The following is a 21,193-nucleotide window of genomic DNA, read 5'->3' on the forward strand; positions in this document are numbered from 1 at the left end:
TTCTTTTTTTCCGCATCACAAAAACAGCCCTGCAGGAGGGCTGTTTCGTTTTTTCCCATATTATCTGTTCACGTTTTCAATAATCCGATCCATGGCCTCAAAACTGCTTCTGTAAGTCCAGTTTAAAAATCCATGTATCATTCCTTTCATCATATGATATTCCACCTCTACACCTGCATCCTGCAATTTTGCTGCATACATAAGACCCTGATCCACAAGAGGATCACACTCCGCTGCAATGATACAAGTGCGAGGCATTCTGCCGATATCTTCTTTCAAAAGCGGAGATGCCAGAGGATCTTTCTTTTCCTCTTCCCAATTTGTCACCAGAGGATATACAAGATTTTGGCTCCGTATACCTGGTCCGCTTCTGTCTGCCGACATAGCTGCCACAGCTGCCGCAAAATTGCTGCCCGAGCTGTCTCCGCACACATGAATATTTTCTTTGTCTCCTCCATAATTCTTCACATTTTCTTCTGCCCACATCAAAGTCTGGTAGGCTTCTTCCAGCCCCTGGGAAATTTATATTCCGGCATTGTCTCATTTTGAATTTCGCATTATAATAGCGTTAATGTACAAATATTAAAATATTATTGACGATCAAAACTGGAGGAAATCACATTGGAACCCACACAGAAAATAACCACTGTTTTATTCGATTTAGACGGGACATTGCTTCCTATGGAGCTGGAACTTTTTATGAAAGACTATTTCCAGAGACTATCCCAAAAAATGAATCTTTGCGGATATGATGGAAATGCCGTTTTAGACAATATAGGAAAGGGGATACACGCCATTCATACAAATAAGAGTTCCCGCCTTAATGAAGAAATCTTTTGGGAGTCTCTTAGCACTGCCTATAAAAAGGAAGAAGCTTCAAAACTCAAAGACATTTTCGAAGAATTCTACCGCGTGGAATTTCAAGCAGTGCAAAATGTCTGCGGTTTCACTCCTGATGCCAAAAAAGCTGTTCACTTCTGCCGCGAACATGGGCTTGACACCATCCTTGCCACCACTCCTTTGTTCCCGGCTATTGCAACTTGCAGCCGTGTGCGCTGGGCGGGCCTTGATCCCTCAGATTTCTCTTATATTACAACTTATGAAAATTCTTCCCGCTGCAAGCCCTCCCCGGAATACTACCAGGAGATTCTGACCAAGCGCCATCTGAAACCGGAAGAATGCCTCATGGTTGGAAATGATGTAAGCGAAGATATGCCGGCAGCAACGCTGGGGATCCAAGTCTTTCTGCTCACTGACTGCCTGATCAATACAAAAAATGCAGATATCAGCAGCTATCCCCAGGGGGATTATTCTTCCCTGCTTCAGTTTATCAGGAGGTTTCTATCACATGAATAATAAAAAGAATACAATCGAACAGTTATTTTCATTTATAAAAAAGAGTCCTACCAGCTACCACGCTGCCCAGACAACAAAAGAAATGCTTGAGGCTAATGGTTTTCAGATGCTTCAGGAAAATACGCCCTGGACTCTCACGCCCGGCGGACGCTATTTCGTAACCCGCAATCTTTCCTCTGTCATTGCCTTTTGCCTGCCTCAAAATGATCCTGGCAATTTTCATATTACGGCAAGTCACAGTGACTCTCCCTCCTTCAAGATTAAGGAGAATCCTGAACTGCCTTCCGGCGACATATATGTACGGCTGAATGTGGAAAAATACGGCGGCATGCTGATGGCTCCCTGGATGGACCGTCCCCTTTCCGTAGCAGGGCGCGTCCTTATCCGCAACGGGAATACTATTGTCACCAAATTAGTTAACATTGACCGGGATCTCCTTCTGATCCCCAATCTTGCCATACATATGAACCGGGATGCCAATAATGGTCTCCGCTATGATCCGCAGAAAGATATGCTTCCTCTATACGGTGATCTTTCTGATAAAAATACCTTCTTTCAACAGATCGCTGAAGCAGCCGGCGTCGATCCGGAACAGATCATCGGACATGATCTCTTCCTTTACAGCCGTACCCCGGGCACCATCTGGGGAGCTGACCGCCAATTTATTTCCTGCGGAAGGCTGGATGATCTGCAGTGCGCCTATGCTTCTCTTATGGGGCTATTGTCTGCTGATGTTCATTCCGGTATCGCCGTCCATTGTATGTTGGATAATGAGGAAGTAGGAAGCAGCACAAAGCAGGGCGCCGCCTCTTCCTTTTTAAAGGATACCCTGACACGGATCTGTATTTGCCTTGGGAAAACGCAGCAGGACTATTACGCTATGCTGGCATCCAGCTTTATGCTCTCGGCTGACAATGCACACGCTGTTCATCCAAATCTGCCTGAAAAGGCGGATCCCACTAACCGTCCTGCCATGAATCAGGGAATTGTCATCAAATACAACGCAAATCAAAAATATACGACAGACGGGGTTTCCGCTGCCGTCTTTAAATCAATCTGTCAGATTGCAGATGTACCATATCAGACCTTCCTGAATCGTTCAGATATGGCAGGCGGTTCCACACTCGGCAATATCTCCAATACACAGGTTGCCTTAAATACTGTGGACATCGGCCTTGCACAGTTATCTATGCACTCTCCATATGAGACAGCGGGAGCGAAAGACACTGACTATCTGATCCGTGCTGTCCGAACCTTTTATGAAAGTTCTATCTGCTGTCTGGAGGACGGGCGCTATACTGTGGAGGCAGGCGCCAGGAAATCATAATTTTATCCTTCAAATAAAAGTGGAGGCAGAAATATTTCCGCCTCCCTTTTGTATCAGTTCTTTCTAAATGCTATCTTAAATTTTTACTGTTCTGCCTTAGTTTTTCCAGGTATCTCCGCTTCCTGTCTCTAATTCCTCTACCGTTCCAAATCCGGAAATATCAACCTGATACCATGTATCTCCATTTACTACTGTGTAGCTGTATTCATTCCACAGCCCTTCGCTGCTTACTTCGCTTTCCACGATCTCTCCGCCGCCTGCCTGATTCAGTGCGATCTGCTGTGCCTCTGCAATATCTATCCGAAATGCCATAATAGCGATGACCGCTATAATAATTACTGCCGCTACAACTCCTATAATAATTCCAATTGTCTTTTTTGATATTTTCTTCATTATTTTATTCCTCCGTCTTTCTTTTTCTTTGTTGTAATCAATATAACAGTGAAAAATTAAAAGAACATTAAAAGAAACACGTTTTTTATCATTTTTCTATACAAAACTTTTTCCCCTGTACAAAAGGTTTTCCCGGATCTGCCTTAGAGTATCTTTTTCCTCCTTTTCGATACAGAGCGCAATTCCGTATTGATAGGCATATCCGCCATCCGGATCCATAAATCCATCTATTTTAGCCTCATCATACTTCTGATCTCTATTCCACCATGTTTTAAATTCCATCACAAGAAAATTATTGCTGTGATCCCCTCTGTGATGGACGATCAGATCCGGACTTACACTGCTTCCGATCCGTGAAAGCATTTTGGGCTCATATCCTCTTCGGTTGTATTCACAGTCCACAGATAAATCCGTCAGAATCTGACTGCGCTCCAGAATCTCCTGAAGATAATGTCCAAAACGAAAAACAATACTCCTCTCTGCCACATGACGTCCTTCTTCCTCTGTTTCCGGTCTGTCAAGTATCAAATATCGGTCCTTTTCATACAGCTTATGCACAGCCTCTTCCAGGATCTTACGGACTTCTTCCTGCCCTGTCTTTCGCTCATCCGTCTTTCCCTTTCCGATCTTCTTAAGATATCTTTCGACAAAGGATTTCGCAAGAGAATCCGGCTTCACTGCTTCCAATACTTCTTCTACCGCAAACCACTGTGCCCGATCCACTTCATCCGTCAGAGAAAAATCTTCACTTTCTGCTGTCACTGCATAATTATGTATTAATGTATTGGTCTTTTCAAAATATTCATTATCATTATAGATATAACTGGAAATTTTAAGATTGACCTCTTCTTCTATCTCCCGAAGCAGCGCCTGCTTTGCATTTTCTCCTTTGCTGATATACCCGGCAACCAGAATATTATCTTTTTTTCCATACTGCTGGATCAGAAGAATCTTCGTTTTATCCGGGTTAAATATAATCGCCGATATGGCGCTGTTAAACATAGGAAACCTGAATGTTTGACACGCGTCACAGTATGGAATCATTCCATCTGTCCCGCATTCCTTCATGGTCAGTCTCCCTCCGCATTCCTCACAGTAGTTCAATATACTCGCTCTCCTTTTTTACTGTCTGTTCTCAAATTGGTCAGATACCATCTCCAGCAGCTCTCTGATCTTCAAATGCTGCGGACAGACCTCCTCACATTTTCCGCATTTAATACAGTCGGAAGCTTTTGCCCTGTCCTTTGTATGTATTTCATAATACCAACTGCTGTTCCAATCCTGATAAATTTTCTGCGTGTTCATTGCAGCAAACATCTCCGGGATCGGGATTCCCATCGGACATCCGGAAATACAGTAGCGGCAGGCTGTACAGGGAATCAGATTCATTCTGCGGAAGATTTCCTGAACTTTTTGAACTGCAGCCAGTTCCCTTTCATCGAGGGGCTGAAAATCTTTCATATAGCTGATATTATCCTCAAGCTGTTCCATTGTACCCATACCGGATAACACCATCATGATCCCGTCAAAGCCGGCTGCGAACCGGATCGCATAGCTGGCATGGGACCCTCCCTTCAGATCATCCAGAACTTTCCCCGCTTCCTTCGGCAGGTTAACCAGGTTACCGCCTTTGACCGGCTCCATAACAATGACCGGCTTATTATGGCGGACACAGACCTCATAGCACTTCATCGCCCTTCATCGGCAGGCGCATACATCCAAAACCAAAATTCTTTTTCACCTTTTCAAAATATGCCATGCTCTTCCCTCCTGTCAAAAAGTTACTCTGTCCTTATTATATCGAGTTTAAAGCAGGGAATCAATTGTCTGCGATCATGGAACCTTGAATATAATTCTCCCTGACGCTGACCTTACATTAGAACTATGATAAATAAAACTTTTTAATGTAAAAAAATAAGAGAAACGCTGCAAATCCAACATTTCTCCTACTCTTATCCACATGCCGCAGACCGGAATCGAACCGGTACGGGAGGTTAGTCCCGCAGGATTTTAAGTCCTGTGCGTCTGCCAGTTCCGCCACTGCGGCATATCTCAATAATGAGATAAGTGGGACCTATAGGGCTCGAACCTATGACCCTCTGCTTGTAAGGCAGATGCTCTCCCAGCTGAGCTAAGATCCCACAGACGACCCAGAAGAGACTCGAACTCTCGACCTCCGCCGTGACAGGGCGGCGCTCTAACCAACTGAGCCACTGGGCCTTATTACTATAATATTATTATAAACATTCCGTACCATTTTCAGGTACTTCATGCAATGGACCTTCGGGGACTCGAACCCAGGACCGACCGGTTATGAGCCGGTTGCTCTAACCAACTGAGCTAAAGGTCCAAATTATCAGTCCCTTTGAGGACTAAAGCCGATGATCGGACTCGAACCGATAACCTGCTGATTACAAATCAGCTGCTCTGCCAATTGAGCCACATCGGCATTATCTTGGAAATTACACCATATCAATTTGTCTGATATTGGTAAGTGACTCCACCGGGAATCGAACCCGGGTTACCGCCGTGAAAGGGCGATGTCTTAACCGCTTGACCATGGAGCCATATCCAGTCTCTTCTGTTCTTTAAATGCGGAACATCAGTTGACCGAGTAATATAATATCATATACGAACCTGTTTGGCAAGCTTTTTTTCGAAAACTTTGAATGAAAATTTAAATTCCATTTTTTAGTCGGAGACCTTTCTTTTTCCTCTACTATATGAATACTTGCTTTTCGTTCTTTCACACCTTAATAACATTGACATTCCCCCATAATCATGTTACATATAACATAATTCTATATAGCAGGAGTATATTTAATATGATCAATAAAACAACCGCACAGCAGATTGTAGACACTGTCAAAGATGTCTGCGGACATGATATTAACTTTATTAATGAAAAGGGGCTTATTCTTGCCAGCACAAATCCCTCCCGGATCGGAACTTTCCATGAAGGAGGACAAAAAGTAATCTCCGCTGGCACTACTCTGGAAGTTTTTGAATCCGATACCCTTCTTGGAACCCAAAAAGGAGTGAATATCCCTGTATATCACAAAGGTTCTTTAGCTGCTGTAATCGGAATCAGCGGAGATCCACAGGAGGTAAGGATTTATGCTCACTTAGCGGAGCGTATTACTCTGCTGCTCATCCGTGAGCAGGAACTAAACGCCGCTTCACGGACACTTGCCGAGAAAAAAAATCATCTTCTTCAGCTTCTGCTCTCCAATGACCGGGAACTGACAGCCCGCCTGTCAGAAGAGCTCAAAGCTTTCCATATTAATCCCAGGACGCCAAAGCGGATTTTTCTTATGGAGTTCAAAGCTTCTTCAGCTCCGGAAAGTATTTCTTCTTTGGAGACTGATATTTATCATTTTCTGGAAACGCTCCCGCAGTGTCTGTACAGCTACCAATATCCCCATACTTTCACAGTTCTGTTTGACTCCCCGGACTTAAAAGAGATAAAAGACAGACTTTCTTCCTTTGTGTCTTCCAGAAAAGAAAATCTTAAAGTCGGCATCGGAAGCGCCGAAGAGCTCCCGAAACTAGGCTCTTCTCTCTACACTGCAAAAACGGCTTTAAACACCCTTCGCTTCTCCGATCATCAGATTGCTTTGTTTGATGAGTTAAATCTGGAGATCCTTCTGACAGATATTGATGAAATACACAGAAAAAGTTTTCTTAAAAAATCTCTTCAGAAACTTTCCCCTGAAGATATTCAGCTTCTCCGGACATACTTTCAGGAAAACTGTTCTCTGCTTCACACATGCCAAAAGCTCTTTCTCCACAAAAATACGCTGCAGTATAAGCTGAACCGGATCCATCGCTTATGCGGCCTGAATCCCCGGAATTTTCATGATTCCGTGATTCTCTATCTCGCGGTAAAGCTTCTTGACATTCCCGGGGAAGAGCCCTTTGATGATACACCCCTGCATGACGATACTATTCTTCCATGACATACATCTTATATTTCAAACTTTTTTGTTACTTATAACATATTTTTTTCTTTTTTTGTTATAAAATATATTTTTTTGCCCGTTCCTTCATGCTAAACTTGTATAAAAGAATATGAAAAACGGAGGAGACTTTATGAAAATTGTAACTGCCATTGATTCATTTAAAGGAAGTTTGTCTTCCATGGAAGCCGGAACTGCCGCAAAAGAGGGAATCCTTCTTGCTGATCCGGAAGCTGAAGTCGTTGTAAAGCCGCTTGCCGACGGGGGCGAAGGAACTACCGATGCACTGATCGAAGGTATGAATGGACAGAGAATTGACCTCACCGTTACCGGACCTATGGGAAACCCCCAGTCCTGTTATTACGGCTATCTGGCAGATTCCAATACTGCAATTATTGAAATGGCCTCTGCAGCCGGAATCACTCTTGTAAGCAGAGAAGAACGCAATCCTATGCTGGCGACAACCTACGGCGTCGGGGAAATGATCTTGCATGCAATAGGAAAAGGATGCCGCAATTTTATTATCGGTATCGGAGGAAGTCTCACAAATGACTGCGGAATCGGTATGCTGAAAGCTCTTGGATTTGAGTTTTTGGATGAAAACGGTATGGATGCCGGTGAAGGCGGACAGGCTCTTGCCAAGGTTGCTTCTATCCGCATTGAAAACAAGAACCCTCTTTTAGAGGGATGTCATTTTCAGATCGCATGTGACGTCACAAATCCTTTATGCGGAGAAAACGGGGCTACCTATATTTACGGACCGCAAAAAGGTGTGACCGATGAGATGAAAGAAGGACTGGATAAAGACATGGCTCATTTTGCCGCTGTCGTTTCTTCTTCTCTGAAATGCGATTATATAAACTATCCCGGAGCCGGAGCTGCCGGAGGCCTTGGTTTCGCCTTCCTTTCCTTCCTGGATGCACAGCTTTCTCCCGGAATTGACCTCATTCTTGATGCAGTAGGACTTGAAGAGGAATTAAAAGACGCTGATATCGTCATTACCGGAGAAGGCAGACTGGATCATCAGACCGCCATGGGAAAAGCTCCTGTAGGAGTTGCCAAGCTTGCTCACAAATATCATGCAAAGGTGATCGCAATTGCCGGAAGTGTTACCAAAGAGGCCCGCGCCTGCAACGCTGCCGGAATCGATGCTTTCTTCCCCGTTGTCCGCGGAATCACAACGCTGGAAGAAGCGATGGATCCGGACACAGCAAAAGAAAATATTCGTCAGACAATAGAACAGGTTATCCGGCTGATTTAGCCGGATAACCTGTGTTTTCATTTCACTTATTTTCTTACACTATGCTCTGGATTTTTTTCTGGCAATTAACGCAGTTGCTCCTGCCGCTGCCATTATCATGATCATTGCCATTGCCGAGCTTTCGTCTCCTGTCTTAGGCGCTGCTTTTTTATTCACAGTCTTTTGTACTGTTGCCTGCGGCTTTGTCTGATCTGCTGTCCCTTTATTAGTATCTGTGCCGGTCGGCTTTTGTGTATCCGGATCTGTCTGAGAAGGGTCATCCTTTCCAGGAGTACCCGGTTCCGGATTCTCAGTTACCTTATCCGCCACCTTACCGCTTATGCTGGTTGTTGCAGCCATGATCGGCGTATCAGTTTCCGGATCGAAATCCGCTTTGCCATAAGACACTGCAGCAAAACAAAATGCAATGTCTTTCTTAGCATAATTTTCCGGAATCGTTCCCTGAAGTGTTATCGTAAATGTACTTCCCGGTACAAATTCCTCTATATACAGTGTTCCATTCTCCGGCTGCGTCACGCCATCCGGCAAATTGACAAAACTTCCAAATGGCTGAACCTGATCCGGATCATTCCATCCGGTCTCATTATATCCGCCCATCACATACATATGCGATACATTTGAGGTTCCTATATTGGTAATCGTAAGTTTTACAGAAGTCGCCTCATTCCGCGGAAGATTATCCATATCCTCTGCTTCTATATCTGCAGCGAGTGCCACATTAGCAATGGTCTCCTGAGACTCATTTTCCGCAACTGTAAACTGCTGTACTGCAGTCTTTGCCAAAGTTTCCGATTCCGTGCCTCCGTCTGTCCGGATATCTGTCTGGTAAAACAAGGCTTTCCCTTTCATATCTTCCGTAACGGTAAGGCTCACTGTCGCTTCTACTGTACCAACAGATCCAGCTGAAATCCTGGCTGTTGCCATTCCGTTTACTTTACCTATGTCTGACAAAATCTTCTGGTCTTCATTGACCTTCATCTCCGGCATCCCCGTTCTGCTGTTCATATCTTCTGTGTCGCTTACAATGAAACGAAGAAATGCACCACCCAGATTTGCATTGGCTTCAGGTATATTCAGCTTGATCGTAAACTGTAGAACATCTCCCACTTCAGCCTTCCCATCTTTCAACTCACTGGTCAAGGATGCAGACAGTTCCGGTGCTTTTGTCCCTTCCTGTGCACTCACCTGCATTCCCATAAAAAGACTTAATACCAAAAGACATGCTAACATGGTCTTTATTTTCTTCATGTTTCCCCTCCTTTTTCATAAAGTATCAAAACGATTTACAGTTATATATAATATTACTATATTTTCATAGGAAGCACAAGTTTTTATGTGAGATATGCCTTTAATCTTTTCTTTGAGTACTAATCGTATATACAATAAAAAACTCACAAACTGACGTTTGTGAGTTTTCAGCTCCCCCTGTTGGACTCGAACCAACGACAACTCGGTTAACAGCCGAGTGCTCTACCGACTGAGCTAAGGAGGAATATTTAATTAATCAATTAATATGTACCTTCAAAACCACATACAAGAAATCTATCCATCTTCCAGCCTTTTTGAACCTTCCTTGGTTATGCCCTCGACCGATTAGTAACAGTCAGCTCCATGTGTTGCCACACTTCCACCTCTGCCCTATCTACCTCGTCGTCTTCAAGGGGTCTTACTACTTTCGTAGGGATATCTCATCTTGAGGGGGGCTTCACGCTTAGATGCCTTCAGCGTTTATCCCTTCCCGGCTTGGCTACTCTGCCATGGCCTTGGTAAGCCAACAGATACACCAGCGGCCAGTCCATCCCGGTCCTCTCGTACTAAGGACAGCTCCTCTCAAATATCCTACGCCCACGCCGGATAGGGACCGAACTGTCTCACGACGTTCTGAACCCAGCTCGCGTACCGCTTTAATGGGCGAACAGCCCAACCCTTGGGACCTACTTCAGCCCCAGGATGCGATGAGCCGACATCGAGGTGCCAAACCACTCCGTCGATGTGAACTCTTGGGAGTGATAAGCCTGTTATCCCCAGGGTAGCTTTTATCCGTTGAGCGATGGCAATCCCACTTTATACCACCGGATCACTAAGTCCTACTTTCGTACCTGCTCCACCCGTCGGTGTCGCAGTCAAGCTCCCTTCTGCCTTTGCACTCTTCGAATGGTTTCCGACCATTCTGAGGGAACCTTTGAGCGCCTCCGATACCCTTTCGGAGGCGACCGCCCCAGTCAAACTCCCCACCTGACATTGTCCCCCAGCCGGATCACGGCTGCAGGTTAGAAACCCAGCACTGCAAGGGTGGTATCCCAACAGCGGCTCCAAAAAGACTGGCGTCTTCTCTTCCTAGCCTCCCACCTATCCTGTACATGCAATACCGAATCCCAGTATCAAGCTGGAGTAAAGCTCCATGGGGTCTTTCCGTCCTGGCGCAGGTAACCAGCATCTTCACTGGTATTTCAATTTCACCGGGTGCATTGTCGAGACAGTGCCCAAATCATTACGCCTTTCGTGCGGGTCGGAACTTACCCGACAAGGAATTTCGCTACCTTAGGACCGTTATAGTTACGGCCGCCGTTTACTGGGGCTTAAGTTCAAAGCTTCGCTTGCGCTAACCTCTCCCCTTAACCTTCCAGCACCGGGCAGGCGTCAGCCCATATACCTCACCTTTCGGTTTCGCATAGACCTGTGTTTTTGCTAAACAGTTGCTTGGGCCAATTCTCTGCGGCCTGGTCTCCCAGGCACTCCTTCTCCCGAAGTTACGGAGTCATTTTGCCGAGTTCCTTAACAATGCTTCTCCCGTCGGCCTTAGGATTCTCTCCTCATCTACCTGTGTCGGTTTACGGTACGGGTACGATATGAACAATAGCGGCTTTTCTTGGCAGCCAGCTCACACATTTCCCTACTCTTAGTTCGGTATGCATCACGTCTTCAGATTGGCAGGCGGATTTGCCTACCTGCCTCCTACCTCGCTTGCCCCGGTCTCTCCATTCCCGGTAGTGCTCTCTTTCTGCGTCCCCACAGTTCTGTCATATCGTAGTACAGGAATCTCAACCTGTTGTCCATCGGCTACGCCTCTCGGCCTCGCCTTAGGTCCCGACTTACCCAGAGCAGATCAGCTTTACTCTGGAAACCTTGGATATTCGGCCGGAAGGATTCTCACCTTCCTCTCGCTACTCATTCCGGCATTCTCTCTTCCATACAGTCCACAGCTCCTTCCGGTACTGCTTCTTCCCGTATGCAATGCTCCTCTACCAATGTATCAAATACATTCCTGAGCTTCGGTGGTGTGTTTCAGCCCCGGACATTTTCGGCGCAGGACCTCTCGACCAGTGAGCTATTACGCACTCTTTTAATGTATGGCTGCTTCTAAGCCAACATCCTGGTTGTCTTTGAAATCCCACATCCTTTTCCACTTAACACACACTTTGGGACCTTAGCTGCAGGTCTGGGCTCTTTCCCTTTCGACTGTCCAACTTATCTCGTACAGTCTGACTCCCACACACCATCTACACGGCATTCGGAGTTTGATATTCTTCGGTAAGCTTTGACGCCCCCTAGGAAATTCAGTGCTCTACCTCCGTAAGACTTGTGTGAGGCTAGCCCTAAAGCTATTTCGAGGAGAACCAGCTATCTCCGGGTTCGATTGGAATTTCTCCCCTATCCACACCTCATCCCCACCCTTTTCAACGGATGTGGGTTCGGTCCTCCATTGCCTTTTACGGCAACTTCAACCTGGACATGGATAGATCACCCGGTTTCGGGTCTACTCCGACTGACTCATCGCCCTATTAAGACTTGGTTTCCCTTCGGCTCCATCCCTTAAGGACTTAACCTCGCCAGCCAGCGTAACTCGCCGGACCGTTCTACAAAAAGTACGCGGTCGGACCTATATAGTCCTTCCACAGCTTGTAAACACAGGGTTTCAGGTTCTCTTTCACTCCCCTCCCGGGGTCCTTTTCACCTTTCCTTCACAGTACTATGCGCTATCGGTCACTAAGGAGTATTTAGCCTTACGGGGTGGTCCCCGCTCCTTCCTACAAGGTTCCACGTGTCTCGTAGTACTCTGGATCCCGCCTTGTCAACTTATCTTTCGCTTACGGGGCTTTCACCCTCTCTGGCTGGCTTTCCCAAAACCATTCTGCTAGACTTGTTGAATCAATTGTGCGGTCCGAACCCCAGCATGCACGCACGCTGGTTTGGGCTCTTTCCATTTCGCTCGCCGCTACTTTGGAAATCGATGTTTCTTTCTCTTCCTCCGGCTACTTAGATGTTTCAGTTCACCGGGTTCCCCACGCATGGCTATGGATTCACCATACGCTGACGGAGCTTTTCTCCGCCGGGTTTCCCCATTCAGATATCTCCGGATCATTGGATATTTGCTCCTCCCCGAAGCTTTTCGCAGCTTATCACGTCTTTCATCGGCTCTTAGTGCCAAGGCATCCACCCTGTGCTCTTTTCTGCATAACCAACTTGCCAAATAGTTTCGAAAGCATCCTGACGGGACTGATCTTTCGGGAAAGCTTGCTTTCTAAAGAAAGATCTTGTTTCGTCAGTGATATTTGCGAAGCAAATGTCACCGAGAGAATTTCAATTCTCGAGGGGCTTTCAATACTACGGCTCACATGTATAGCGTTACATGTGTTGGTTCTTTCGGCCAATTTTTTACTTTGTTTTCTTCAAAGTGTTGTAATCATCACAACAGTTTCCTGTTCATAACAATTACCTCGGATGTCTTGTTAAGATATTTCATCTTATCTATTTCTTATATGCGGTTTTCAAGGTACATATCGTGCCTCATTCCTGAAGCACAGTGGAGAATACGAGATTCGAACTCGTGACCTCCTGCTTGCAAGGCAGGCGCTCTCCCAACTGAGCTAATCCCCCGTATGGGCTTAAGTGGGTTTTACCTCTTTTATCTGAAGGCTTTCGCCAATGGGCTTAAGTGGACTCGAACCACCGACCTCACGCTTATCAGGCGTGCGCTCTAACCGGCTGAGCTATAAGCCCATCTTTTCCAAAGGGCTTCCGCCACTTCTTTTCTTTTTTAATCTGGCGGCCACCTACTCTCCCACACCGTCTCCAGTGCAGTACCATCGGCCGCCCGGGTCTTAACCATCGTGTTCGGGATGGGTACGGGTGTTTCCCCCAGGCGCATCGCCACCAGAATCAAGTCATCAGCTTTTGACAGCTTGATCACTCAACAATAGACAACAACTCCCTACTTCTTTTCCCTAGAAAGGAGGTGATCCAGCCGCACCTTCCGATACGGCTACCTTGTTACGACTTCACCCCAGTTACTGGTCCCGCCTTCGGCAGCTCCCTCCTAAAAGGTTGGGTCACTGACTTCGGGCGTTACCAACTCCCATGGTGTGACGGGCGGTGTGTACAAGACCCGGGAACGTATTCACCGCGACATTCTGATTCGCGATTACTAGCGATTCCAGCTTCATGTAGTCGAGTTGCAGACTACAATCCGAACTGAGACGTTATTTTTGAGATTTGCTCCGCTTCACAGCCTCGCCTCTCTTTGTTTACGCCATTGTAGCACGTGTGTAGCCCTGGCCATAAGGGGCATGATGATTTGACGTCATCCCCACCTTCCTCCAGGTTGTCCCTGGCAGTCCCTCCAGAGTCCCCAACTTTACTTGCTGGCTACTGAAGGTAAGGGTTGCGCTCGTTGCGGGACTTAACCCAACATCTCACGACACGAGCTGACGACAACCATGCACCACCTGTCTCGATTGCCCCGAAGGGAAGGTGACATTACTCACCGGTCATTCGGATGTCAAGGCCAGGTAAGGTTCTTCGCGTTGCTTCGAATTAAACCACATGCTCCACCGCTTGTGCGGGTCCCCGTCAATTCCTTTGAGTTTCATTCTTGCGAACGTACTCCCCAGGTGGACTACTTATTGCGTTAGCTGCGGCACCGATAAGCTTTGCTTACCGACACCTAGTAGTCATCGTTTACGGCGTGGACTACCAGGGTATCTAATCCTGTTTGCTCCCCACGCTTTCGAGCCTCAACGTCAGTTACCGTCCAGCAAGCCGCCTTCGCCACTGGTGTTCCTCCTAATATCTACGCATTTCACCGCTACACTAGGAATTCCACTTGCCTCTCCGGTACTCTAGCTCCACAGTTTCCAAAGCAATCCCGGGGTTGAGCCCCGGGTTTTCACTCCAGACTTGCAATGCCGTCTACGCTCCCTTTACACCCAGTAAATCCGGATAACGCTTGCCCCCTACGTATTACCGCGGCTGCTGGCACGTAGTTAGCCGGGGCTTCTTAGTCAGGTACCGTCATTTTCTTCCCTGCTGATAGAAGTTTACATACCGAAATACTTCATCCTTCACGCGGCGTCGCTGCATCAGGGTTTCCCCCATTGTGCAATATTCCCCACTGCTGCCTCCCGTAGGAGTTTGGGCCGTGTCTCAGTCCCAATGTGGCCGGTCACCCTCTCAGGTCGGCTACTGATCGTCGGCTTGGTGCGCCGTTACCGCACCAACTACCTAATCAGACGCGGGCCCATCTCACACCACCGGAGTTTTTACCTCAAAACCATGCGGTTTCGTGGTCTTATGCGGTATTAGCAGTCATTTCTAACTGTTATCCCCCTGTGTGAGGCAGGTTGCCCACGCGTTACTCACCCGTCCGCCGCTCAGTCACAAACCTCGTCATTCCGAAGAAATCCAAAGTAGGTGCTTCGCTCGACTTGCATGTGTTAAGCACGCCGCCAGCGTTCATCCTGAGCCAGGATCAAACTCTCGTTAAAAAGTTCTCTCTCGGTCAGGAAAACTACTAGCTTTCCTATCCCGTTATTTACTGTTGGCACCAGGCTTCCATCTCTTGATTTCTGCCTGATTTCCGTTCTGAATATTTCTCTTAGAAATTTTCAGGGTCGTTGTCTATTGTTCAGTTATCAAGGTGCTTTCTGCTGTTTGCTGCCTCAACGAGTCAGCTCAAATATAATAGCATTTTTACTTTGTAGTGTCAAGCACTTTTTTCATTTTTTTCGAACCTTCTTTTCATCCGATCCGATTCAAAATTTTCAGCTATTATATTAACGGAGAAGGAGGGATTTGAACCCTCGCGCCGCTATTAACGACCTACTCCCTTTCCAGGGGAGCCCCTTCGGCCAGCTTGGGTACTTCTCCAAATTGTCCTAGACTATTTCTTTATGAGCGGAGAGGGTGGGATTCGAACCCACGCGCCCTTGCGGACAAACGGTTTTCAAGACCGCCTCGTTATGACCACTTCGATACCTCTCCACAATTTTTATCATTTTCCGCTCATCAGCGACGAATGTTATTTTATCACACAAAGAAATTAGCGTCAATATAAAATTTAAGTTTTTTTACCTTTTTGTCTATTTTATCCTTTTCTCACCTATGTTACTGCTTTTCAGCGTCAAAACAACGTCTGGCAAAAACTTCTGCAATCTCCAGATCTTCCGGTGTCGTAATCTTTATATTCTCATAACTCCCCTCTGTCATCCGCACAGGAAGATGCAGTTCCTGTTCCACTGCCATTGCATCATCTGTGGCTGTGATCTGTTCTTTTTCCATCATGCGGCTGTAGGCTTCTATAATAATAGAAGCTTCAAAAACCTGCGGAGTCTGCACGATCCACATTCGGTCTCTTGGGGGAGTTTCGCTGGCAAACCCTTCTTCATCTGCTATTTTGATCGTATCTTTGCTGGGCATTCCTACAACACAGGCCCCATACTTCTCCACATCATGCTGCGCTCTTTTTATTATCTCTTCTGTTATGAACGGTCTGGCGCTGTCGTGGATGTAAACATAATTTCCTTCTGTCCGATTCTCCTCCCGTATTGCCTTCAGTCCTTCCCACACAGAATGATATCTCTCCCGGCCGCCTTCCACAACCTTGCGAATCTTCTGAAAATCCCATTTATTCAGAAACTCATTTTTGACATATTCCACCTGACCGCTTCCTACAACCAAAATAATGTCATCAATAATTTCCGACTGTTCAAACGCATACAGGGAATAATATAAAACCGGCTTTCCCAGAATATCCAGATACTGCTTGCTGGTTTTCGTTCCCATCCGCTTGCCCTGACCGCCAGCCAGCACAATTACGGTACATCTTCTCTCTCTCATTTCCTTTTCCTCCCGGCCGGAAAACACTATACTCTTTCTCCCAGCTTCAGGTTCGGCACAGCGTTCAGATCCCACCCATGCCTTGTCCCATTCATAAATTCATAATATGCTGCAACACCGATCATCGCTGCATTGTCGGTGCAGTATATCGGAGAGGGATAATAAAATTCCACGCCTTTTTCTTTGCAGGCCTCTGCCATCGCTGCTCTAAGGGCACTGTTGGATGCAACACCTCCGGCGATCGCAAATTTTCTGTCTCCATATTCTTCCACCGCATGCATAGCATTCCCCACCAGCACATCTGTGACCGCTTTCTGAAAAGACGCTGCGATATCCGCCTGACTGTACTCTTCGCCTTTCATTTTGCATCCGTTAATATAATTCAGCACGGCAGATTTCACTCCACTGAAACTGAAATCATAAGGCGCTTCTTCTATATGTGCTCTTGGAAATACAATAGCTTCCGGATTCCCTTCTCTGGATACCTTATCTATCTTGGGTCCACCCGGATATCCGAGACCAATGGCGCGGGCCACTTTGTCAAAAGCTTCCCCGGCCGCGTCATCCCTTGTACGCCCGATGATTTTAAATTTTCCATAATCCTCCACATGTACAAGATGAGTATGCCCTCCCGAAACTACAAGGCAGAGGAACGGCGGTTCCAAATCCGGATGCTCTATATAGTTTGCCGCTATATGTCCTTCTATATGATGCACTCCTACCAAAGGCTTTTTTGCCGCATAAGCAATGGCTTTCGCCTCAGCTACTCCCACAAGAAGAGCCCCTACCAATCCGGGACCGTAAGTCACTCCCACTGCATCGATATCTTCCAGGGTAACCTGGGCCTGTTTTAATGCTTCCTCAATTACCTGATTGATTTTTTCAATATGCTTTCTGGAAGCAATCTCCGGAACTACTCCTCCATACAGCGTGTGAAGGGCAATCTGCGAAGAAATAATATTGGAAAGGATTTCTCTTCCATTTTTCACAACCGACGCTGCTGTCTCATCACAGGAGCTTTCGATCGCAAGAATTAAGGTGTCTTTCTTTTCATTCATTTATTGCTTTTAACCTCCGATTTATGCCAATACACCCCGGAATCTCCCGGCGGCCGCCTGTATTTATTCATCATCTGAAAATGTAAGCTCCAGCGTCCTTTTATCCTTTGCCGCTATCGAGTTTGGGAAAATCCCTCTGACTTCATCCATAAATTCTTCGGGATGATTCAGCGACGGACTGTAGTGAGTGAGCCACATTTCTTTTACCTCCGCCTCTTTTGCAAGACGGGCGGCTTCATAAAACGTCATGTGTTTATATTCTTTTGCCTTTTTCAGCTTATCCTTTTCTCCGTACATTCCCTCGCATATAAAAAGATCAGATTTTCTCGCATTTACCCGGATAGAATCTGTGGGGCGCGTATCTGTACAGTATGTCACTTTCAGCCCTTTTCTCGCCGGTCCGAGAACCATATCCGGAGTCAGGATATTTCCATCCTCCTCTATCGTTTCTCCTCTTTGCAGTATCCCCCAGTACTTTTTAGGGATGCCTGCACTCTGTGCACGGTCTACATCAAATTTTCCTGCCCGGTCTATTTCCAATGTGTAACCGTAACAAATGACATTATGGTTCACGCGGAATGCTTTCAGCCGGTATCCGTTCATTTCCAGCGTCTGCTCCGGCTCCGTGATCTCAATAAATTTCAGTTTAAATGGAAGTTCCGGCGCAATCACTCTCAACGAATTTACAACTCTTTCCAACCCTTTGGGTCCTACCAAAGTCAACGGATCTGTCCGGTCTGCATTTCCCATTGTCAGCAAAAGTCCCGGCAGTCCGCTGATGTGGTCTCCATGGTAGTGCGTAAAACAGATGACATCAATCGGTTTGAAGCTCCAACCTTTTTCTTTCACGGCAATCTGTGTCCCTTCGCCGCAGTCAATCAAAAGACTGCTGCCGTTGTAGCGAACCATCAACGCTGTCAGCCAGCGATAAGGGAGGGGCATCATCCCTCCCGTTCCAAGCAAACATACATCTAACATTCTATTCTCCTATCGGAATAACAAATGTGGAAACAAACTCGTCATAGCATTTTTCACACAGGTCAAAACAATCCACCTGATTATCTTTATCTGAAAAATATCCCCAACGTTTTTCCACTGAAAGAAAATCTTCCTGCGGCCCGCTTTTGTCAAAGGGGATTTCCCTTCCACATTTATTACAAACTATCTTTTTTATTGTTTTTTGAATCTCTTTTGTCTCTTTTAGCTGATACTGGCGCATACAATTCCTCCCTGAAGGTATCTTTTCTTTTAGTCCTTTTGTTACGCCTCTATTATATCTGTCTTTGACGGCAGATCCTAGTGGAAACTGCTTCCTTCTTAGACAATCATTTTCCAATTTCGCGGCTCATCAAAACCCCATCTTCCTGTGGATCACTATAGAAATTACGGCGAACTCCGTCCTGAACAAAACCATAGCTTGTATAAAATGAGATTGCCGTCTCATTGCTTTCCCTCACATCAAGAAGCAGCTTTGTAATGCCATTGTCTTCACACAAGTCTTCCAACTCCAGGAGCATTCTGGCTCCCACCCCTTGACGTCTGCATTCAGGGATTACTGCAATTCTTGCAATTTCTCCTTCTTCGAGGACAAAATACAAAATCAGATATCCTATCAGCTTTCTATCCTCATAGGCTACCAGCAAAAGGGTCTGCTCCTGCCCGAATGTTTCGCTTATCGCCCCTTCACTCCATGGATCCGGAAAGATTTCTTTCTCCAGTCTGGCGACTTCCGGAATATCAGACTCTTTCATTCGTCGTATTGTCAGCATTATTGTCCTCCTTCCTGTTTTCTTTCCTGCCGCTCACGTTCTGCCTGTGATACCCGCAGATAATCAGGCTTGTGGTCTGCTGCTGTTTCCGCCTTCCCCTCTTTATAATATTGCATTCCGAGCAGTCCTACAGATGCAGCCCTCTGCCGGTTCATATTCGCCGGAGCATAAAAATGTGTAACCGTCAACTCCTCTTCCAGTATTTCTTTGTACACCGGCACCCCATCTCCCAGAAATGTAACAGGCCCCTGCATAGCATTCAGTATCTGTGCAAGTTCTTTTACTGCAATTGCCATCTGATCTCTTATTACATGAAATCCGGTATCAAAAGAATAAATCCCTGTATAAACCTGCTTTCTTCTGGCATCCATGATCGGACATACCAAACCGGAAACTCCATACAAATTATAGGCCAATCCTTCCAGGGTCGGCACATGAACCAACGGCTTATGAAGCGCCAGACCCAGCCCTTTTGCTGTTGCCGAGCCGATCCGAAGCCCGGTAAAAGATCCCGGTCCTCCTGCTACCGCTATTGCATCTACTTCCTTCAGATCCAATTCGATCATTTTTGCCACTTCATCCAACATAGGCAGTAATGTCTGCGAATGCGTCTTTTTATAATTTACTGTATATTCTGCCACTGTCTGTTCATCTTCTACTACTGCCACAGATGCAACCAGTCCAGAACTGTCTAAAGCCAATATACGCATATTTTCTTCCTTATCTTTCTAAATATTTTCCACTGTAATTTTTCTATAATCAAATCCTTTTTCCAGATCCTTCTCTATTGTGATCTGTGTATACCGCTCCGGGAGAAGCTCCTCAATCAGATTAGCCCACTCAATCAGGCTTACACCTTCTCCGTAAATATAATCCTCAAATCCAATTTCTTCCATTTCTTCTATATCGCCAATCCGGTATACATCAAAATGGTAAAACGGCAGTCTGCCTTCTTCATAAACCTGGACAATCGTAAAAGTAGGACTGCTGACCGGTTCCAAAATCCCAAGGCCTGCTGCCACCCCTTTTGTAAAAACAGTTTTCCCCACGCCCAGGTCTCCCACAAGCGTATAAACGTCCCCCGGCGCTGCTTCCCGTCCGATTTTCTTCCCCAACTCAAATGTATCCTTTTCACATTTTGATTCTATTATCATACGTTCTGTTTTGCTCCTGTTTTACTTTCTTTTAATACGCACGGCATTTTCTGGCATTTGGGCTGTGATAATATCTATAATTTGCTGATATTTTTCCCCAAGCTGCGCAATAGGGAGGATAATTGCATTTTTCTTATCGTCATACAAAATCAGTATATGTTTTCTGGATATCGCTTTTTGAAATTTCCCCCAGGATGCTTTTCCCGTCTTCTCCGATGTTGTTGTCTTTATTCCTTCCTCGCTAAATTCATAAGTTACAGATTCTGTCATACGCCGGGAATCCTTCATAGATGCCACCCGGCTTTTTATAGAAGCAGGCATCCCGAAAAATACCAATATTGCAAACACCGCAAACACAAGCGTAAGCATTGCCTCACCATGCAAGGCAAACGCTACTGCAAGGCCCACATTCAGCGCGCCTAATGCAAGCAGGAAGGCTCCCACCCTGCTTGTATAAATATGATAAATCATAAATTCTGACATACTTTCCACATCAAGAGTAACCTTCACTTCTACCGGCATACTGATCTCCTCCTCTTTATATATAGGTCTCTCTTCCCCGTGCACGCTCGCACCTGGCGGTCCTCGCTCGCGGGCTTTCGCCCTCGACGGATGCGCACCGGATTTCGACAGTCCGCCGCCGTGCACGCTCGCACCTGACGGTCCTCGCTCGCGGGCTTTCGCCCTATAGAAATACAAGATACCAAAAGTCCCCGCAAGCAGGTCTTTTGCTCTCTTGTATTTCTGCACGGCTCATTGCCTACGCGAACATTATACCACATCTTTTTTTCTTCGGCTATA

17 protein-coding genes, 11 tRNA genes and 3 rRNA genes are annotated in these 21,193 nt (G+C 46.2%); 4 read left to right on the forward strand and 27 right to left on the reverse strand.

Features of this window, described 5'->3' with window-relative positions; translation table 11 throughout:
• Positions 1 to 60: 60 nt before the first annotated feature.
• Entirely contained in the window at positions 61 to 468 is a 408-nt protein-coding gene (locus EUBC25_RS04030; RefSeq protein ID WP_230106932.1) for an alpha/beta hydrolase, read from the reverse strand.
• A gap of 153 nt (positions 469 to 621) precedes the next feature.
• On the opposite strand from EUBC25_RS04030, the gene EUBC25_RS04035 reads away from it, so the two are divergent.
• Both EUBC25_RS04035 and EUBC25_RS04040 read left to right on the forward strand, forming a co-directional pair.
• On the forward strand, positions 622 to 1,356 hold the full coding sequence (locus EUBC25_RS04035) for an HAD family hydrolase (RefSeq protein WP_230106933.1): 735 nt from the start codon (positions 622 to 624) through the stop codon (positions 1,354 to 1,356).
• Positions 1,349 to 2,683, forward strand: a complete 1,335-nt coding sequence (locus EUBC25_RS04040) for a M18 family aminopeptidase (RefSeq protein ID WP_230106934.1) — start codon at positions 1,349 to 1,351, stop codon at positions 2,681 to 2,683. Before EUBC25_RS04035 ends, EUBC25_RS04040 begins: the two co-directional genes overlap by 8 nt.
• Before the next feature lie 96 nt (positions 2,684 to 2,779).
• On the opposite strand, the gene EUBC25_RS04045 is transcribed toward EUBC25_RS04040, so the two are convergent.
• The 9 genes from EUBC25_RS04045 to EUBC25_RS04085 all read right to left on the reverse strand — a co-directional run bounded on the left by EUBC25_RS04045 (position 2,780) and on the right by EUBC25_RS04085 (position 5,643).
• A complete protein-coding gene (locus tag EUBC25_RS04045) occupies positions 2,780 to 3,076 on the reverse strand; it encodes a hypothetical protein (protein WP_230106935.1) in 297 nt (98 codons plus the stop codon).
• Positions 3,077 to 3,172: 96 nt separating this feature from the next.
• Positions 3,173 to 4,180, reverse strand: coding sequence for an NUDIX domain-containing protein (locus EUBC25_RS04050; RefSeq protein WP_230106936.1), 1,008 nt, complete (start codon positions 4,178 to 4,180; stop codon positions 3,173 to 3,175).
• An 18-nt stretch (positions 4,181 to 4,198) separates the two neighbouring features.
• Positions 4,199 to 4,768 (reverse strand): aldo/keto reductase, encoded by a 570-nt coding sequence (locus tag EUBC25_RS04055; protein WP_230106937.1) that lies wholly within the window; start codon positions 4,766 to 4,768, stop codon positions 4,199 to 4,201.
• 269 nt (positions 4,769 to 5,037) lie between these two features.
• Positions 5,038 to 5,123, reverse strand: a tRNA-Leu gene (locus EUBC25_RS04060).
• 21 nt (positions 5,124 to 5,144) lie between these two features.
• Positions 5,145 to 5,217, reverse strand: a tRNA-Val gene (locus EUBC25_RS04065).
• 5 nt (positions 5,218 to 5,222) lie between these two features.
• A tRNA-Asp gene (locus tag EUBC25_RS04070) sits at positions 5,223 to 5,296 on the reverse strand.
• Positions 5,297 to 5,352: 56 nt separating this feature from the next.
• Positions 5,353 to 5,426: transfer RNA gene (locus tag EUBC25_RS04075), tRNA-Ile, on the reverse strand.
• Between the two features lie 26 nt (positions 5,427 to 5,452).
• Positions 5,453 to 5,525, reverse strand: a tRNA-Thr gene (locus EUBC25_RS04080).
• 46 nt (positions 5,526 to 5,571) lie between these two features.
• A tRNA-Glu gene (locus EUBC25_RS04085) sits at positions 5,572 to 5,643 on the reverse strand.
• Positions 5,644 to 5,901: 258 nt separating this feature from the next.
• Between EUBC25_RS04085 and EUBC25_RS04090 the strand changes: the two genes are divergently transcribed.
• Entirely contained in the window at positions 5,902 to 7,035 is a 1,134-nt protein-coding gene (locus EUBC25_RS04090; protein WP_230106938.1) for a CdaR family transcriptional regulator, read from the forward strand.
• Positions 7,036 to 7,168: 133 nt separating this feature from the next.
• A complete protein-coding gene (locus EUBC25_RS04095) occupies positions 7,169 to 8,296 on the forward strand; it encodes a glycerate kinase family protein (protein WP_230106939.1) in 1,128 nt (375 codons plus the stop codon).
• 39 nt (positions 8,297 to 8,335) lie between these two features.
• On the opposite strand, the gene EUBC25_RS04100 is transcribed toward EUBC25_RS04095, so the two are convergent.
• From EUBC25_RS04100 to EUBC25_RS04180, 17 genes are all read right to left on the reverse strand, one after another.
• Positions 8,336 to 9,544, reverse strand: a complete 1,209-nt coding sequence (locus EUBC25_RS04100) for an LPXTG cell wall anchor domain-containing protein (protein ID WP_230106940.1) — start codon at positions 9,542 to 9,544, stop codon at positions 8,336 to 8,338.
• 171 nt (positions 9,545 to 9,715) lie between these two features.
• Positions 9,716 to 9,788, reverse strand: a tRNA-Asn gene (locus EUBC25_RS04105).
• 81 nt (positions 9,789 to 9,869) lie between these two features.
• A 23S ribosomal RNA gene (locus EUBC25_RS04110) occupies positions 9,870 to 12,757 on the reverse strand.
• Positions 12,758 to 13,101: 344 nt separating this feature from the next.
• A tRNA-Ala gene (locus EUBC25_RS04115) sits at positions 13,102 to 13,174 on the reverse strand.
• 49 nt (positions 13,175 to 13,223) lie between these two features.
• Positions 13,224 to 13,297: transfer RNA gene (locus EUBC25_RS04120), tRNA-Ile, on the reverse strand.
• Positions 13,298 to 13,337: 40 nt separating this feature from the next.
• A 5S ribosomal RNA gene (gene rrf, locus EUBC25_RS04125) occupies positions 13,338 to 13,455 on the reverse strand.
• Between the two features lie 70 nt (positions 13,456 to 13,525).
• Positions 13,526 to 15,060 (reverse strand): 16S ribosomal RNA (locus EUBC25_RS04130).
• The 16S, 23S and 5S rRNA genes sit together here with 5 tRNA genes alongside, the layout of an rRNA operon.
• Before the next feature lie 292 nt (positions 15,061 to 15,352).
• Positions 15,353 to 15,442 (reverse strand) — tRNA-Ser (locus EUBC25_RS04135).
• Positions 15,443 to 15,470: 28 nt separating this feature from the next.
• A tRNA-Ser gene (locus EUBC25_RS04140) sits at positions 15,471 to 15,556 on the reverse strand.
• Between the two features lie 123 nt (positions 15,557 to 15,679).
• Complete coding sequence (ispD, locus tag EUBC25_RS04145) at positions 15,680 to 16,411, reverse strand: 2-C-methyl-D-erythritol 4-phosphate cytidylyltransferase (RefSeq protein WP_230106941.1); 732 nt, start codon at positions 16,409 to 16,411, stop codon at positions 15,680 to 15,682.
• A gap of 26 nt (positions 16,412 to 16,437) precedes the next feature.
• A complete protein-coding gene (gene tsaD / locus EUBC25_RS04150; RefSeq protein WP_230106942.1) occupies positions 16,438 to 17,469 on the reverse strand; it encodes a tRNA (adenosine(37)-N6)-threonylcarbamoyltransferase complex transferase subunit TsaD in 1,032 nt (343 codons plus the stop codon).
• A gap of 63 nt (positions 17,470 to 17,532) precedes the next feature.
• On the reverse strand, positions 17,533 to 18,447 hold the full coding sequence (locus EUBC25_RS04155; protein ID WP_230106943.1) for a ribonuclease Z: 915 nt from the start codon (positions 18,445 to 18,447) through the stop codon (positions 17,533 to 17,535).
• A 1-nt stretch (position 18,448) separates the two neighbouring features.
• Positions 18,449 to 18,688 carry a hypothetical protein gene (locus tag EUBC25_RS04160; RefSeq protein WP_230106944.1) on the reverse strand — a complete coding sequence of 80 codons (240 nt, stop codon included), beginning with the start codon at positions 18,686 to 18,688 and terminating at the stop codon, positions 18,449 to 18,451.
• Between the two features lie 106 nt (positions 18,689 to 18,794).
• Entirely contained in the window at positions 18,795 to 19,238 is a 444-nt protein-coding gene (rimI, locus tag EUBC25_RS04165; RefSeq protein ID WP_230106945.1) for a ribosomal protein S18-alanine N-acetyltransferase, read from the reverse strand.
• Positions 19,238 to 19,948, reverse strand: coding sequence for a tRNA (adenosine(37)-N6)-threonylcarbamoyltransferase complex dimerization subunit type 1 TsaB (tsaB, locus tag EUBC25_RS04170; protein ID WP_230106946.1), 711 nt, complete (start codon positions 19,946 to 19,948; stop codon positions 19,238 to 19,240). Before tsaB ends, rimI begins: the two co-directional genes overlap by 1 nt.
• Before the next feature lie 18 nt (positions 19,949 to 19,966).
• A complete protein-coding gene (gene tsaE, locus EUBC25_RS04175) occupies positions 19,967 to 20,392 on the reverse strand; it encodes a tRNA (adenosine(37)-N6)-threonylcarbamoyltransferase complex ATPase subunit type 1 TsaE (RefSeq protein ID WP_230106947.1) in 426 nt (141 codons plus the stop codon).
• 21 nt (positions 20,393 to 20,413) lie between these two features.
• Positions 20,414 to 20,914, reverse strand: coding sequence for a YcxB family protein (locus EUBC25_RS04180; protein WP_230106948.1), 501 nt, complete (start codon positions 20,912 to 20,914; stop codon positions 20,414 to 20,416).
• Between the last annotated feature and the right edge of the window lie 279 nt (positions 20,915 to 21,193).

The organism is Claveliimonas bilis, assembly GCF_020892095.1.
GTDB classification, from domain to species: domain Bacteria; phylum Bacillota; class Clostridia; order Lachnospirales; family Lachnospiraceae; genus Claveliimonas; species Claveliimonas bilis.